This window comes from Acetobacter estunensis (assembly GCF_011516945.1).
Classification (GTDB): Bacteria; Pseudomonadota; Alphaproteobacteria; order Acetobacterales; family Acetobacteraceae; genus Acetobacter; species Acetobacter estunensis.
In genome coordinates, this window is sequence record NZ_WOTH01000031.1 from 18,710 (window position 1) to 34,467 (window position 15,758).

The 15,758-nt window shown below is 60.1% G+C and carries 15 protein-coding genes; 2 read left to right on the forward strand and 13 right to left on the reverse strand.

Translation table 11 applies throughout. The annotated features are described in order from the left end of the window. Positions 1-22: 22 nt before the first annotated feature. From GOB87_RS12535 to GOB87_RS12560, 6 genes are all read right to left on the reverse strand, one after another. Entirely contained in the window at positions 23-2,617 is a 2,595-nt protein-coding gene (locus tag GOB87_RS12535) for an MMPL family transporter (RefSeq protein WP_166317353.1), read from the reverse strand. Between the two features lie 147 nt (positions 2,618-2,764). After that, positions 2,765-3,583, reverse strand: coding sequence for a tRNA pseudouridine(38-40) synthase TruA (gene truA / locus GOB87_RS12540; RefSeq protein WP_166317356.1), 819 nt, complete (start codon positions 3,581-3,583; stop codon positions 2,765-2,767). Continuing rightward, the gene (gene fmt, locus GOB87_RS12545; RefSeq protein WP_166317359.1) at positions 3,580-4,497 is read right to left on the reverse strand and encodes a methionyl-tRNA formyltransferase; all 918 of its coding nucleotides are present in this window, start codon (positions 4,495-4,497) and stop codon (positions 3,580-3,582) included. Before fmt ends, truA begins: the two co-directional genes overlap by 4 nt. Before the next feature lie 51 nt (positions 4,498-4,548). Next, entirely contained in the window at positions 4,549-5,100 is a 552-nt protein-coding gene (gene def, locus GOB87_RS12550) for a peptide deformylase (RefSeq protein ID WP_166317362.1), read from the reverse strand. A 65-nt stretch (positions 5,101-5,165) separates the two neighbouring features. Further along, the gene (locus GOB87_RS12555; protein WP_166317365.1) at positions 5,166-5,543 is read right to left on the reverse strand and encodes a hypothetical protein; all 378 of its coding nucleotides are present in this window, start codon (positions 5,541-5,543) and stop codon (positions 5,166-5,168) included. An 88-nt stretch (positions 5,544-5,631) separates the two neighbouring features. Continuing rightward, positions 5,632-6,735, reverse strand: coding sequence for an AI-2E family transporter (locus tag GOB87_RS12560; RefSeq protein WP_166317368.1), 1,104 nt, complete (start codon positions 6,733-6,735; stop codon positions 5,632-5,634). A gap of 176 nt (positions 6,736-6,911) precedes the next feature. Here GOB87_RS12560 and GOB87_RS12565 point away from each other — a divergent pair, with 176 nt between their 5' ends. Both GOB87_RS12565 and GOB87_RS12570 read left to right on the forward strand, forming a co-directional pair. Next, positions 6,912-7,277 carry a hypothetical protein gene (locus GOB87_RS12565; protein ID WP_242006394.1) on the forward strand — a complete coding sequence of 122 codons (366 nt, stop codon included), beginning with the start codon at positions 6,912-6,914 and terminating at the stop codon, positions 7,275-7,277. Between the two features lie 79 nt (positions 7,278-7,356). Then, complete coding sequence (locus GOB87_RS12570; RefSeq protein WP_166317370.1) at positions 7,357-7,857, forward strand: DUF4232 domain-containing protein; 501 nt, start codon at positions 7,357-7,359, stop codon at positions 7,855-7,857. A 74-nt stretch (positions 7,858-7,931) separates the two neighbouring features. Here GOB87_RS12570 and GOB87_RS12575 read toward each other — a convergent pair whose 3' ends face one another. The 7 genes from GOB87_RS12575 to GOB87_RS12605 form a co-directional block, all read right to left on the reverse strand. After that, positions 7,932-8,927 carry a 2OG-Fe(II) oxygenase gene (locus tag GOB87_RS12575; protein ID WP_166317373.1) on the reverse strand — a complete coding sequence of 332 codons (996 nt, stop codon included), beginning with the start codon at positions 8,925-8,927 and terminating at the stop codon, positions 7,932-7,934. A gap of 262 nt (positions 8,928-9,189) precedes the next feature. Next, on the reverse strand, positions 9,190-9,810 hold the full coding sequence (locus GOB87_RS12580) for a LutC/YkgG family protein (protein WP_166317376.1): 621 nt from the start codon (positions 9,808-9,810) through the stop codon (positions 9,190-9,192). Then, a complete protein-coding gene (locus tag GOB87_RS12585; protein WP_242006400.1) occupies positions 9,807-11,249 on the reverse strand; it encodes a lactate utilization protein B in 1,443 nt (480 codons plus the stop codon). The genes GOB87_RS12580 and GOB87_RS12585 overlap by 4 nt, the downstream gene beginning before the upstream one ends. Positions 11,250-11,344: 95 nt before the next feature. After that, the gene (locus GOB87_RS12590) at positions 11,345-12,088 is read right to left on the reverse strand and encodes a (Fe-S)-binding protein (RefSeq protein WP_166317382.1); all 744 of its coding nucleotides are present in this window, start codon (positions 12,086-12,088) and stop codon (positions 11,345-11,347) included. Between the two features lie 248 nt (positions 12,089-12,336). Then, entirely contained in the window at positions 12,337-14,019 is a 1,683-nt protein-coding gene (locus GOB87_RS12595) for an alpha-keto acid decarboxylase family protein (RefSeq protein ID WP_166317394.1), read from the reverse strand. A 170-nt stretch (positions 14,020-14,189) separates the two neighbouring features. Next, complete coding sequence (locus GOB87_RS12600; protein ID WP_166317385.1) at positions 14,190-15,086, reverse strand: fructose bisphosphate aldolase; 897 nt, start codon at positions 15,084-15,086, stop codon at positions 14,190-14,192. Positions 15,087-15,287: 201 nt separating this feature from the next. Next, positions 15,288-15,647, reverse strand: coding sequence for a hypothetical protein (locus tag GOB87_RS12605; protein ID WP_306415892.1), 360 nt, complete (start codon positions 15,645-15,647; stop codon positions 15,288-15,290). Between the last annotated feature and the right edge of the window lie 111 nt (positions 15,648-15,758).

Here is a 15,758-nt window from a genome sequence, read left to right on the forward strand (position 1 = left end):
TCGCTCACCCAAAAGGGGAAAACTACGCCTCGTCGATGGGACGTTTCGGCAAAAGTGCGGGCACGAACACCAGTGTCGCCACCAGCGTGCAGCCCAGCGAGAGCAGCAGCAGTCGTCCCATGCTGGCGGTTCCGGGGTGATGCGACAGAGCTAGCGAACCAAAAGCCGTGCCGGTTGTCAGGGCCGAGAACAGAACCGCCCGCGCGGTGGGGGAAGCAAGCGGGAATTTCACACCGGCCCGCCAGTTCATCACGAAATAGATGTTGAACGAGACGCCCACACCCAAAAGCAGCGGCAGGGCGATGATGTTGGCGAAGTTCAGTGTCTCGGGCACGCACACGATCAGGATCACGGTCATCAGCGCTGACATCAGCAGCGGGGCGAGGACCAGCCCCATGTCCAGCACCTTGCGCAGGGCCACAAGGAGAATGATGGCGATCATCACGATGGCTGACAGCGCCGCTGTGGTGAAGGCATGCACGATGGTCCGGCCACTCTCCACGATGTCCACCGCCGAGCCCGCCATATCGGGCGAGAGCGGCTGCACCGTCTTTACGAACCGGTGCAGCGCATCATTGCTCGACACCAGTCCGGAGGGATGGATCTCCACGAGGGCGCGCCCATCGGGGAGCAGATAGTCGCGCCGGATGATGTCGGGCACGTCCTTGATGGAGACAGGCGTGGCCGAAAGGACGGTCTTGAGGGTGTCGAGTTGCATCGGCAGGAAGCGGACCAATGCTGTGTTCGTATTCAGCACTACATCATCGGATGCGGTGGCCAGACGGCTCAGGGCCGCCTGAATACGGCGCAGAGGATCTTTCGCATCCAAGCCCGTGAGCACACTGCCCAGAGCCGATGCCGTGGCGGAAGCCGACGCCTTGATGGCAGCGGCGTCAGGCGCGGGCTTTACGGACGGGACGATGAGAGTGGGCAGCAGGATCTGGGCGGCGTCCTGAATCAGGGCAAGCTTGGTGTCCTGATCGGTCGGCACGTAGGAGCCAAGCCACATTGCGTCATGCACGCCCGGAAGCTTGGCGGCCTTATCCGCCATGACTTTCGCCGCATCGAGATTGGGGGCTAGATATTCCGCGCTGTAGGGCGATGAGACCGGATTGGCCATCAGCAGATGCAGTGTCCGCATGCCTTCGGATTTGGGATCCTTGGTGTGCAGCGGGTCTCCATCGAATTTCAGACTGGGAATGAGGGCCATGCCTGCGATGGCGATCAGCGCAAACAGGCCGAGTAGTGGCTTGCGCCAACGGCGAATGGTCTGATCCACCGGCTTCATGAACAGATAGCCCGTGCGAGGGTGATCGACCGCAGGGCGGAAAATCCGAAGCAGGGCAGGGAGCAGGGCAATGGTGCAGACGAACGCCACCATCATGCCAATGCCCGCGATCTCACCCAGTTCGGCCACGCCGAGAAAGGCCGTGGGTGTAAAGGCCAGAAAGCCAGCAGCCGTGGCGAGGGCCGCGACCAAAATCTGATGACCCGTCTCTTCTCCCGTCTGGAAGAGAGCTTCTTCCAGACCGGCTTCACCGGTTTGCGTGGGATGCTGGCCGAGAAAGCGGACCGAGAACTGGATGGCGAAATCCACGGCGATGCCAACGAACAGAATGGCAAACGCAACCGAGATGAGGTTGAGCGTGCCCACTGCAATGGCGGCGAAACCCGTGGTGAACAACAGGCCGGTGACGAGCGTGACCACGATGGGAATAATGACGCGCCACGTGTGGACGGCCAGCGTCAGCCAGACCGTCACAAGAACCAGAGAACCCAGAAGGCCCGTCACCATGCCATCGGCAACGGTGGCGAACTCTTCGTCATCGATCTTGACTTCACCCGTCAGATAGACGTGCGCATTGCCGGATTTCACGAATTCCAGATCTTTTGACGCGGCCTGCATCGCGCTCGTGGCCGCGCCACCCGGCTGGAAGGAGCCGTAATCCAGCTTGGGCTGCGTCATGACGTACTGGTAGCGCCCGGCGAGGTCCGTCAGGCTGCCAGCCAGAAGCCGCTGCCATGAAAGAGGTGTTGGGTGCCCGTTGGCCGCCGCTTCCAGATTGTCGGCAAAACCGTTCAGGGCCGTCTGAAAGCCGCTCAGATTGGCCTGACCGTGCTGGATCCCCTGAGCAATCAGCCCCAGTGAATCGAACAGTCCGCGCGCGGATGGGTCCGCCGCCAGTGCGCCAAGGAAAGGCTGGGCGGTCACAGTGTCATCGAGCACCTTGGCCAGCGGCTTCGGATCGAGGAACATCAACCCGTTGCGGTTGAGATACGGGTCGTCATCGGGGAGGCGGACGTAGTTGAAATGTTCGTGATCGGCCGAGAGCTTTGCCGCCAGAGCACGGGCGGTCGCGCGGCCTTCCTCAGGTAGGTCCGCCTCGATCACGGCCACGAGAAGGTTGTCCTTCTGCGGAAAAAGCCGCCCCATCATGTCGGAGCGCTGTTTCCAGGCCAGCTTGTCGGACAGCATCTTGTCCGTGTCCGTGGTCACGCCAAGATGCGTCGAACTTACCCATACAGCGGCGGCGGCCAGAGTCATGAAAATGGCAACAACCAGCCACGCGCGCTTGGCGCACAGGACGATGAATCGACCGATGATCGTAGAAATCATGAGAGAATCTTCAGACCCCTGCCGTTGGCGGCATCAGGAGCGACGGGTTCGTCAGTGCGGGCATCTCCCGTCGCTCGGAAGGAAAGGCTCGGTTTGGCGCAAGCCGCCTTTTGGCGCAAGAGCGCGAACGGGTTGAGATCCTCCAGATCAGAGGCGTTCGAAGGGATCGGGATCATAATCCACTCCTACAAGATACAGCCCTTCCGCGGGTGCCGTGGGGCCTCCCGCGCGCCGGTCCCGCGCTTCAAGGGCCGCTTTCACCTGTTCGGGTGTCCATCGGCCGCATCCCACGAGTTGAAGCGTTCCCACGAGGTTGCGTACCTGATGGTGCAGGAAGGAGCGGGCTTCCACCTCGACATGGATCAGTTCTCCCTCGCACACCAGTTCCAGCCGGTCCAGTGTACGGATGGGGCTGTTCGCCTGACAGGCGGCTGCGCGGAAGGTTGAAAAATCGTGCTGTCCCAGCAGCAGGCGGGCCGCTTCGTTCATGGCCGCGACATCCAGCGGATGCCGGACATGCCAGACCCGATCGGCCTCCAGACCGGGACGGCTGGCGCGATTCAGAATGCGATAGCGGTAACGGCGGCGCACGGCGGAGAAACGCGCGCTCCATGTGGGGGCGACGGACGCGGCTGCGAGCACCACCACGGGATGCGGCTTGAGGTGATAGCCCAGACCGTCACGGACAGAGCGCCCGTTCAGCGGCATGTCCGCCGGAAAGTCGAGATGAGCGACCTGTCCGGTGGCATGCACGCGGGCATCCGTGCGTCCCGCCGTGATGCTGGGCACTTTCCGCCCACCCGCAAGGCGTTGGGCCGCGTCTTCGAGCAACTCCTGCACCGAGAGACCGTTTTTCTGGCGTTGCCAGCCGACCAGACCGCGCCCGTCATATTCGATCTTTACCGCCCAGCGCTGCCGGTCCTCGGCCGCGTGGCTGTCGGCATGCCACGGATAAACCTCGCTCATGATCCCAGACGGGTGCCCGGCGCAATGGGCTGACCGCGCAGGAAGGCGTTCGTGTCCATCATGCCGCGTCCGGGACGCTGGAGTCGGATGATCCGCAGCGCTGAGCCGCCTCCGCAGGCAATGGTCAAAGCATCGTCCAGCACCTGTCCGGGGGTGCCGGAGATTTCACTGGCCACGATCTCGGCGCTGCCAATCTTCAGCGTCACGCCATCCAGTGTCGTAAAGGTTCCGGGCCACGGCGTGAGCGCGCGGACCTGCCGGTCGATGCGGCTTGCCGGCTGGCTCCAGTCGATGTGGCCATCCTCTTTCGTCAGGCGCTCGGCATAGGTGATCCCGGTTTCCGGTTGCGGCACTGCGGGCGGGCGCTGTTTCAGCACGTCCACGATCATTTTTGCGCCGAGTGCTGCAAGTTCGTCATGAAGTGTGCTGGCCGTGGTGACGGGCGTGATGGGGATGTTGACGGATGCCAGCATCGCGCCTGTGTCCAGTCCCACATCCATCTGCATGATGGTTACGCCGCTTTCCGTGTCACCGGCCAGAATGGCGCTCTGGATAGGAGACGCGCCGCGCCAGCGGGGAAGAAGACTGGCGTGAATGTTCAGGCACCCCATGCGTGGGGCTTCCAGCATGGGGGCGGGCAGGATCAGCCCATAAGCCGCGACCACGGCCGCATCGAGATCGAGTGCGCAGAAGGCTGCCTGTTCTTGCGTGTTGTTGCGCAGTTTGACGGGACAGCGGACCTCGATTCCCAGAGATTCAGCCGCCTGCTGGACGGCGGAGGGGCGCACGGCCTTGCCGCGTCCGGCGGGACGGGGTGGCTGCGTATAGACAGCCACAATCTCGTGGCCCGCTTCGTGCAGGGCGAAGAGGGCCGGCACGGCGAAATCGGGCGTCCCCATGAAGGCTAGGCGCATAGGTCCGGCTCTCCGGCAGGTCAGAATACGGACAGGCAGAAAAGACCGGGCTTAGTGCCGTTTCAGTTTCTGCTCTTTCGCAAGACGACGCATGATCATGTTGCGCCGCAATGTGGAGAGATGATCCACGAACAGAATGCCGTCCAGATGGTCGATCTCGTGCTGGATGCAGGTGGCGAGAAGCCCATCGACCTCCCGCTCACACGTCTCACCCGTCACACTGGTGTAGCGCACGCGCACGGCTTCGGGGCGCACCACTTCGGCATACTGGTTGGGAAGTGACAGACAACCTTCCTCACGCGGGGTCAGCACTTCGCTTTCCGTAAGGATTTCGGGGTTGATGAGCACCATGGGCTGGCGCTCTTCTTCCTCACCCAGATCGACCAGAACATAGCGCTGGCTGATGCCCACCTGCGGCGCGGCCAGACCGATGCCGGGTGCCTGATACATGGCCGCGAACATGCCGGGCAAGGTGGCCTGAAGCGCCTTCATGTCCTCGGGCTTTACGAGCCGTGCCGTCTGGCGAAGCACCGGCTGCGGAGCGATCACGATCGGAGTGGGGGCGGCCTCAGCCGAGGCGCGGGAATAGTCGAGGTCGTTCATAGGGGAGCATTTAGCGTCCACGGTCGGGTTTTGCCAGTGTTGCGACGGCTCGGTGATGACACATTTCACCAGTTGCGCGGATCATGGGTCCGCGCATCGTCGGCGTCCTGCACAAGACTCATGCGGTTCATGCCCGATCCAGCATAGCGGCAGACCGCTTCTGTCGTGGTGATGGTGGGCGTGCCGGTTGGGGAGGGATCTGGCACAAGTTTGGGCACCGGCATGCAGAGATACCACACGCGGCCATGTGCGCCGCCCGGTTCGCTCACGGCGAAGGCCGCATTGGCTTCGACGGGAATTGTGCCGTCTCCTCGGGGTGGCAGATAATGCAGATGCACCTTGCCGCTGGCGTCAGCGTAGTTTGTCAGGCCGCATTGCGCCATGAAATCGGCCATGTCCGACTGGCGCAGAAGATATGGATCGGGCGTTCTGCGCGCGCACATGCGCTTTTCGGCTTTATTGTAAAAAGAACAGCCGGAAAGAACGGAGAGAGCGGCGAGCAGGCAGGCCCACCGCCTGCGGGTGTACGATTTAGATACGCTCATCATCATCCAGTTTCGGGGTCAGGCGGTCTCCCACGGCAAGCAGCATGGCCGTGAGCGGAGACGCGAGGATCAGCCCCGGCGCACCGAAGATGCCGCCGAAGAACGTCTGGGAGAGGACGGTCACACCCGGCGGCATGGACACGGCCTTGCGCTGGATAAGGGGCGCCATGACGTTGCCCTCGAAGAACTGGACCACTGTGTAGAGAGCCGCCACCATCGCGGTTTCGCGCAGCCCCAGCGAGAGTGCCAGAAGACATGCGGGAATGGCTCCCAGAATGGCGCCGATATAGGGAATGAAGTTGCAGAGCGCGGCAAGGAAGCCGAGCGAAAGTGCGAGCGGCACGCCGATGATCCACAGACCCACGCCCGAGAGGATGCCGACCACGGCCATGTCCAAAGCCTGCCCCACGACCCATGCCCAGAGCGTATCGGCGGCCACCAGCATGACCTCGCGCCCTTTGCCGCGCCATTTGTGCGGAACGAGGCGCAGCATGCCGTTGGCGTAAAGCGCTGGGGATGCCGCAAAATACAGCCCCGCGATCAGTACCACGGCCATGGTGCCCAGCACGCCGAAGGCCGAGCCAAGGAATCCGGTCATGGACCCCGCAATGCGTGAGCCCAATGACATCAGCCCGCCGCTGTTGCTCGAACCACCGCCATTTCCACCGAGGGAAGCGGGCAGGTAGTCCAGCAGGATTTTCCCCTGTGGCCATGCTTCGAGTTGGTTGCGCAGGGCTATGACCTGTGTTGTCAGCGCGTCCTTCAGACGGGCGGCCTGCGCCACGATGTCCGATCCACTCGTCCAACTGATGCCCACCACGATGGCGACCAGAAGCACGCAGACGATGACCAGTGCGATGCCGTTGGAAATACCGGTGCGACGATGAACGGCCCGCGCCATGCCATGCAGGATGACAGCGAACAGGGTGGCGGCGAACACGACCATGATGACATCGCCGATCAGCCAGATCGACAGCATGGTGATGGCAACGAGAAGCGTGAGGCGAAGAAGGCGGGCAATACTGCCGATGGAGGAGTCGGTCTCCGCTGTTGCTGGAAGGAGTGCAGGGGGAACGCGTTCTGACGACATGCGGGGGTCCGGACGAGAGGGCAAAATAAGGTGGAACATCGTTCCATGAAGAAAGAACGCATCCGATGGTCTTTTGTCGTAGGACGGGTCCGTTTTTTTTCCAAGTGGGACGGTGGGTTGGTGGTGCACTGATCTTCGCGAAGGATTTACCGGATTGTGCAATCTGTCTGGAGAAGATGAGACGAACGAAGACATTGGGCCTTATGGCGCTGACGGGTACGCTGGGCTGGCTGGTGCCCTCTCATGGTCAGGCTCAGTCTGCGGTCAATCTGGAAAGACTGCATGTTCCTTTCGATGGGCCATGTGAAAACGTCGCTCGCGCACTCAAGGATTATCCTCCGAGCACTTTTGAAGCGGCACTTGCCAACCAACGCTGGTGGAATGGGCTGATGGCGGCGGGGGGTATTCCTCCGTTTCACATCCAGTACGACCATTACCCGATTATCGATGAATTTTTCGAGGGATGTGACGCAGCGCTTCATACGAAAAGCAGCGACATCATGCACGCTATCGGTCTCACGCATCGCTGGATCGTGCCATGAGCCAGGAAGCTTCTCGCGATGCAACTGCCCCGCAGGCTCAACCGTTTCCTGCATAGGCTACAGCAAGGAGACAGCCGACATGCGTGGAGGAAAGCTCCTGACAGGCTTACTTCTGACTGTGGCTTTTGTTCGGCCCGTCTGGGCCGCAACAAAGGACAAGACTTGCCGTCCGGCCGATCTTTCCCTGCACCTCAATGGAGGACAAGGAGAATTCGACGGCATGTCACACAGTGGAACATGGCTTGTCTTTACCAATCATGGAGACACATCGTGCTCTTTGCTCCGTTATCCCGTCATCCGTCTTGAGGACGCGCAAGGGCGCTTGCTTGCCAAGGGAGAGCGTAAGGCCCGCGTCGATCCTTCCCAGACCGTCGTGATGGCCCCGCATTCTACATGGCGAGCTTCGCTTTACTGGGTTTCCGGTGATGTTTATGGGCGCGGTCGATGTGTCTCACCGTCGCGGGCGGTTGTGGGTTGGGGGCAGCGCCGCCTGCGTGTGGGGTTTGATGGGCATACGCTCTGCGGACCGGCTCAGGAGATGGTGTCGTTTGAGGAAGGTGGTCTGGAGTTGAGTCCGTAAATACGACGGGGCAAATGTCTTAAGTCTTTTGCGGACACGATGACTGTCGTCTTGTGATTATCCATGGAATGACTTCAGTGGAAGAATGTCAGAAGGCAATAACGGCTTCCCCGTGTAACCGGAGTTGCTTCGTGCAGAAGGGATGCCGAGAATATAATGGCGGCTCCAGTCTGTGGTTTATAATAATGATCGTTATATTCGGGGAATGTCAGGAATCCGCCATCGTATTCAGATGTGTTGAGATTCAATGAGAGGGCAAACTTCCTGAACATGACCGCTGGCGCCAGATTGTCACGATGGCGAAGGAAATGGCCGCTGGGAGCATCGTAACGCGCCAGCACGAGGCGATCGACATGCTGCGCCTCGAATTGAAAGGCCTTTTTGATTTCCGGCACACAGGAGGTATCTAGGCGCTCAAGGATGTGCCGCGCCAGATCGCTATCGGGCGGCACGAGGAAATCGGTACGTTTCTTCTTGTTCTCATCGATACGATGTACCGGTTTGCCGTTCATTCCAGTACTGGCCATTCCGCCTTGTGTTTGCGGTGAGCGTTCGAAAATATCGATCAGATCATGGCAGAAAGCTGCATCGAATACATGCGGAACCAGAAGAAGAGGGGCTGGGAGTCCGACTTCACGTCGCTTTTCACTGATCAGGGCAGCCAATACATTCTCAGTGTGGGTGACGCATGTTGCAGGGGACGTCATATCGAGTGCGGTGATGATTCTCCCTGCACGGTCCATCACGAAAGATTCGGGCATGTCATTGGAGAAACCATAATGCGCGAAGAACTCTTCCATACAGAAAACAGTCGTGACACCAAGAAAGCTCAGAGCAAGAAATTCCGGAACATACGGACTTGTGCTCCCAACGAGCAGCACGATGTCGGTGTCATGCCGAGCAAACAGGGAAGAGGCAGCGGAGAATGCTTCGCAGAAAGGAGTGATCGTGCTGGCCGGGAGGTGGCCTGCAAGGAGGACGACCGCATTGCGTCCCGCTTGGGTATCGAAGGAATAAAAACTGTTGTCCTGAGCCATCCCATAACAGAATGGTGCATGGCGTCCTGTCATCAGTCGCATTCCTCCACAGTTAGCAATAATCCACTGTACTGAGTGGATGCCATGTGGGGGTTTATGGGGCGTGAAGACCTCGGTGTCGCACGGGGTTCTGCTCCGCGATATAGTCCGGGTTTATTGGTGGCGACGGGTATTGATGCCGTTTTTCTCTTATCCCATCTCGCATCAGGTCCGTGTCATAAACTTCGTGTTTGCGAAGAGCGTGGAACATGAAAAAGGAGGCCGAAGCCTCCTTTTTTGCGCAAGGTAAAGGCGTTCAGCCTGCCTGTGGCGCGCAGAACAGCACACGCAATGAACGCACGCCCTGTGCGCCGTGAATCAGCACACCCTCAATATCCGCCGTGGCGGACGGGCCGGTCTGGAACACAGCGTAGTTGTGTTCGTGGAACTCCGGCTGACGATACGCGTGATGGAGATTCGGCACGATGCGGGCGGGATCGAGCAGAACGATCAGGTGCTGCGGCAGATAGCCCAGCGTATTCACCTGAAGTTCCGTGTCTGTCAGGCATACGGAGCCAGTTTCCGCCACGCCGAAAGCCGCGCGGACAACACCGATTTCCACATTCGCCAGAGAATGTGGGTCCATGTCGGGCAGAACCTGCCGGATCTGGAGAGAAGGATCACCGTGCAATTCCGGCACCGCTGTAGCGATGATGCCCTTATTGGCAACGGCGGCGCGGAGAGCGTTGATCGGATATTGTCCCTGAGGATCCAGCACCGAACCGCCCATCTTGCCCAGCATGTCGGAGAAGGCCGCCACCAGATCGGTGGGGGCCTTGGTGTCAAAAAGCGGTACATCCGGCTGGGGCGGCTGGACATTGGGACGGTTGGCGCGGATGGCGGCGAAGATGGCCGCGCGGCTGTCTGTGCTGCTCATGACTTCTTCTTTCCGTCCTTGCCACGGGTTCGCTTGAACCATTGGTGGAAGGTTTCTTTCGGCACCGACGGCATTTCGCGTCCGCGTGTCCATGTGTTCATGCGGTTGTAGAGCATGAAGCGCGGAATATGACGCAGCGCGCTATCGGCCATGGGCAGGCTCGCCCGATAGAGGCGCGGGGACGCCAGCAAGGCACCGGCCGCCTTCATCATGGATTTCTTGAAAGCCGGAATCTCGTGATTTTCGGCCAGAACCTGACGCCAGTCCGCGATCTGCTCATGGATGTTGATCTTCACCGGACAGACATTCGTGCAGCTTCCGTTCATCGTGGAGGAGAATGGGAGCGTCGAATATTTGTGACGGTTGAAGGTCGGATCGATAATCAGCCCGATCGGCCCGGCATAGGTTGCGCCGTAGCTCAGACCGCCCGAGCGGCGGAACACCGGGCAGGTGTTCATGCACGCACCGCAGCGGATGCATTTGAGCGACGTCCAGAACTTCTCCAGCCCTAGACGGTCAGTGCGTCCGTTGTCCACGATGATGATGTGCATTTCCGCCCCGCGACGCGGGCCACGGAAATGCGAGGTGTACTGCGTAATGGGCGAGCCGAGCGCGCTGCGCGAAAGCATCCGCACGAACACGGCCAGCGAGTTCAGATTGGGGATGATCTTCTCGATACCCATCGAGACGATGTGCAGTCCCGTCGTGTTGGCCGACAGATCCGCGTTGCCCTCATTGGTGCAGACCACGACCGAGCCGGTCTCGGCCACGGCGAAATTGCACCCGGTCATGCCTGCATCCGCCGTCAGGATGAGCGGGCGCGTGTGCTCACGCTGCTGCTCTGTCAGGTAGCTGACATCGGAATCGTTGGGATCGGAGCCAAGGGTGCGGGCGAAGACTTCCGCGACATCGGTGCGCAGCTTGTGAACGGCTGGCACGACGACGTGGCTTGGTGCTTCGTCATCCAACTGCTGGATGCGCTCACCAAGATCGGTTTCCACCACGTCGATACCCTGATCGCCCGCATATTCACGGAAGCCACATTCCTCCGTGAGCATGGATTTGCTCTTGATAAGGCGCTTGGCGTTCTTGGACTTCAGGATATCGACGGCAATGCGGTTATGCTCATCGGCATCCTTGGCCCAATGGACGATCACGCCATTGGCTTTTGCATTGCGCTCGAACTGCTCGAGATAGGTATCGAGATGCGTGAGCGTGTGCGTCTTTATATCGGACGCGAGCTGGCGCAGGTCTTCCCATTCCTCGATCGTGTCTTTCTGCTTGTCGCGTTTCTGGCGCAGATCCCACAGCCGCTGGTCATGCATGGCCAGATGCTGGGGCGCTGCCATGAAGCGGCGGGCGGCTTCCTGCTGGTCGATCGGGTGATTGCCACGAATGATCGCACCACGTGGCTGCGGCTCCGGACCGCGCGGCGGCATGGTGACGGATGCGCCCGCGCCATGGGTGAGATTGGCCGGAGCGCCGTCGCCGGTGCGACCGGCGGGCGTCGTGGGCGCCGCCTGATTCTCGATGCTCATGCCCGTGCCCCATTCAGGATCTGTGCAATGTGGATGTATTTGGTCGGAAGCCCGAGACGCCGTGCGCAGCCTTCTTGATGCATCATGCATGAACTGTCGGAAGACGTGACGTATTCCGCACCCGATTTGGCCTGATCGCGGGCCTTGTCCTGCCCCATGCGGGCGGAGGTGGCTTCCTCGAACACCGAGAATGTGCCGCCGAAACCGCAACATTCATCGGGACGCGTGATGTCCACCAGTTCTAGTCCCTTTACCTTGGACAACAGGTCGCGCGGCTTGGAGAATTTCTTCTCACGCAATTCGGTCATGCTGGCGATGTTGAGGCCGCGCAGGGCGTTGCAGTTGTTGTGCAGGGTGACCTTGTGCGGGAACTCGGCCCACGGAAAGGCGTCCACTTTCAGCACATCGTGCAGGAACTCCACCAGCTCATAGGTGTGTTCGCGGACATGTTTGACTTCGTCCGTCTGCTCTACGGCATCGAAGTTGTTGCGGACATGATTCACGCAGCTTCCCGATGGTCCGACGATGTAGTCAAAATCCTTGAAGTTGCGGACGAAAAGCTCTTCCGTCGCTTTCGACTCCTTGTGGCAGCCCGTGTTGGTCATGGGCTGACCGCAGCAGGTCTGATCGAACGGGTAGTCCACGTCGCAGCCGAAACGCTCCAGCAACTCAAGTGTCGCCTGCCCGACCTCGGGGTGGAATGCGTCGACGTAACACGGAACAAACAACCCTACGCGCATGAACATTTCCTCATTATGGGCGCGAGTCGACCTCGGAGGGACCCATCGCCGTCGTCTGACGCCGGAATTGCCCGCGTCTCGATATCTTGTCGAGTATGGGCGCGGCTGGCATCGGCCGCCATGTCCCTGATCATAGAACGAATCATGTTCATGTGACCTGAAGGACACATGTGGGTGAAACACATCATTTCATACGACACCGCCCCGGCAATAGCCGGGGCGGGCGCAAACACGAAGTCTGAGAAACCTCAGTTCTTCTGCGGCGGACGGCTGTTGGCCGCGGCCACTTTCTTGCCCCACTGGACGAGCGTGTCGGTGCAGTCCTCGGTGGCGATGTGACACTCGATGAAGGTCGGGCCTTTCTTGTTGGCCTTGGCTTTCTCGATGGCATCGGCCAGTTCCGCGCCCGTGCGGGCATGGAGGCCCAGACCCTGACCGTCCTCGGCGTTGAACGCCTTGATGAGACCGGCGTAGTCCCAGTTCTTGATGTAGTTGTAATTGCCGTCGTGAATCTTGATCTCGATGACATAACCACGGTTGTTCACAAGGAACACGATGACCGGCACTTCGTAGCGGATCATCTGGGCGACTTCCTGAGCCGTCAGCTGGAAGGAACCGTCACCCACCATGAGGATGTGCTGGCGATCCGGTGAGCCAATGGCGTTGCCCAAGGCCGCCGGCACGGACCAGCCGATGGAGCCCCACTGCATTTCCGTCTCGACGCGCGCGCCTTCGGGCAGATGCATGCGGATGGCGTTGAACCAGCTGTCGCCCGTCTCGGCCGTGATCGTGGTCTTGCCATCGACCAGCGCATTGATCTGACGTGCCATTTCGTCATTGGTCAGCGGCACGCCCGGTGCGGAAGAGGGGATGGCAACCGGCGTGTATTTCGTGTTCTCGACCGTGGCCGGACGGCTCGGAGCCTTCTCGGACAGCGCGGCGAGGAACGCGCCAAGGTGGAAACCTGCGTAGCTTTTGCCATCGACCGTGACTTCGGCCAGATCGGCGATCAGGGCCTGTGACGCAGGCGGCTTGGACTGCCAGCCGACCGTTGCGTAGTCATTGAAGATTGGGGCGAGGCAGATCACGCCATCGGCCTTCTCGACCAGTTCCTGTGCACCCGGAGAGCTGACTTCGCCCCAGTAAACGCCGCGGAATGCCTTGTGCGTCTCGGGGAAGAAGCTCTTGGCGGCACCCATCACGGTCACGGCGCAACCGATGCGATCAGCAAGAGCCACGATCGGCTCCAGCGAACCCAGTGTGCGCACGCGACTACCGACGAGGATGACAAGGTTCTTGCGGGTCTCGATGAAGTCGCACGCAGCTTTGACAGCGGCATCGAGGCTGACCTTGTCGGGGGTCGTCTCAGCGAGAAGGCTGCCCACAGGACCGGGACGCACACACTCAGCGCCAGCAAGATTGCAGGGGATCTCGATGTAGCAGGGCTTGCGGGTGCGCAGCGCCGTGCGGATGGCGTTGTCGATCTGGGCCGGAGCGTTCTCTGCGGACAGGATCACTTCCGTGGCGCACGTGACGTGGCGGAACATCTCAGCCTGATAGCCGTAGTTCGAGTTGCCGATCGTGTGGTGTAGGATGTGGCCGGAGCCTTGATCGTTGGTGTTGGGGCCGCCAGAGACGAAGATCACCGGCAGGCTCTCGGCATAGGCGGAGCCGATGGCGTTGATGGCCGACAGCGCACCGACGTTGAACGTCACGATCATGGCCGCAGCGCCATTGGCGCGGGCGTAGCCTTCAGCCGTGTAGCCGCAGTTCAGTTCGTTGCAGCTATAAAGCTGCTTTGTGGAGCCTTCTTCAAGAAGCTGATCGAGCAGGACGAGGTTAAAGTCGCCCGCGACAGCGAAATGATCTTTCAAACCAATCTGACCCAGACGTTCGGACAGGTAATGACCGACAGTATAGGTCTTGGGCATTTTGTAATCGAATGTCTTGAGCATATGCAGTTCCTCCAGAGAGTAGGGCCGACACGATCAGCCGACTCTGTGCGTGGAGGGAGTGTGACGCCTGCTCGTTGCGATAACCACTATATGGAAACACACCGATCCATATCCGGTCGATATGGATCGGTGTGTGGCCGCAGCATTCAGATTTTGTTGACGGAAGCGTCGTAGATTTTGTCGATGGTCTTGGAGAGGGTCGCGTCGAACTCCGCGTCCGACATGCCGTGCTGGAGACCCCCGAGCAGCGCACGTGAGAAGCTGGCGATCATGCCATGGTTTTTCTTCAGGCGCTCACATGCCTCATCCAGCGGATAACCGCCCGAGAGGGCCACAACACGCTCGACACGCGGGTGTTTCACGAGATCGGCGTAAAGATCGGCCTGCTCAGGAATCGTGACCTTGAGCATGATCTTGTAATCGCCCGGCATAGCGTTGGTCGCCTTGACAAGTTCGTCATGCAGGATGGCTTCAGCCCCCTTCTTGTCCGGGCTTTTTACCAGCACTTCCGGTTCGATGATGGGCACGAGTCCGTGGGAAGCGACCTGATGGGCGAGTTCATACTGCTGTTTCACAACGGCGGCGATGCCCTCGCGATCCGGCAGGTTGATGACGGAACGTTCCTTCGTGCCATAGACGCCCAACTTCGCTGCGCGGGCCAGCAGCGTGTCCAGTCCCGGAATCGGCTTCATCAGGCGTACGCCCTTCGCTTCGTCCTCAAGGCCCTTGTCGATCTTGAGGAAAGGCACCACGCCACGTTCTTCCCACAGATAGGTGGGGACGGGCTTGCCGTTGGCCTCTCCATCCATCGTGCGTTCGAACAGGATCGCGCCGATGACCTTCTCGCCCGTAAAGCTGGGGGCCGTAATAATGCGCACGCGCATCTCATGGATGAGGCGGAACATTTCCTCATCGTTGGAATAGGCCGTCTCGGGAATACCATAGGCCTTGAGGGCGCCGGGGGTGGATCCACCGCTCTGGTCGAGGGCGGCGATGAACCCCGCTTTCGTGGACATCTGGCTTTTCATCCGGTCGTTGGACATTCTTCTCGATCCCTTTTTTCTCAACACGTGATGCGTGCCTGGGACTGCACGCTAAGCCGATCCCCAACCATGCTCCCGTGCCTCGAGCGAAGCGCACTGGTCTGTCTGGTCCGGTTCAAGCCGCGACACAATTACACGACCGAAGGCGCTTCGCCACCTCTGTCCTGCATCCGGGATATGAAAACTATAAGGCGATTTTTCTCATTTGGAGGAGGCAGTCCGTGACGGAAGCACCCGGTCCGTCAGTTCGGCCGAAGGGACCGTTTCGGGCATGAGCATGGGGGGCTTTTTGGGGATACGATACCAGCCGATGACCAGCAGCAGCATGATGACGGGTGTGGCGCCGACGGTCCATGTGCCCGCTGGATAGTCAAAGGCCATCAGGACGACCACGCCCGCAAGGAAGGCCAATGTCAACCACGATGTGAAGGGCGCACCCGGCATGCGGAACGTCGGAGGCGGCAATTCGCCGCGTCCGACCGCTCGACGATACGCTATCTGACTGAGCAGGATCATGCTCCAGGTGACGATGATGCCGATGGCGGCGAAGCTGATTCCAATTTCGACGCGGAAATCTCACAGAAGGGTTGTACATCGGGTTAGATTATGAAAAAGTCTGTTTTGTAGAAAAGAAATTTCCATAATCATCAAGAAAACCCGATGCAGACAGAG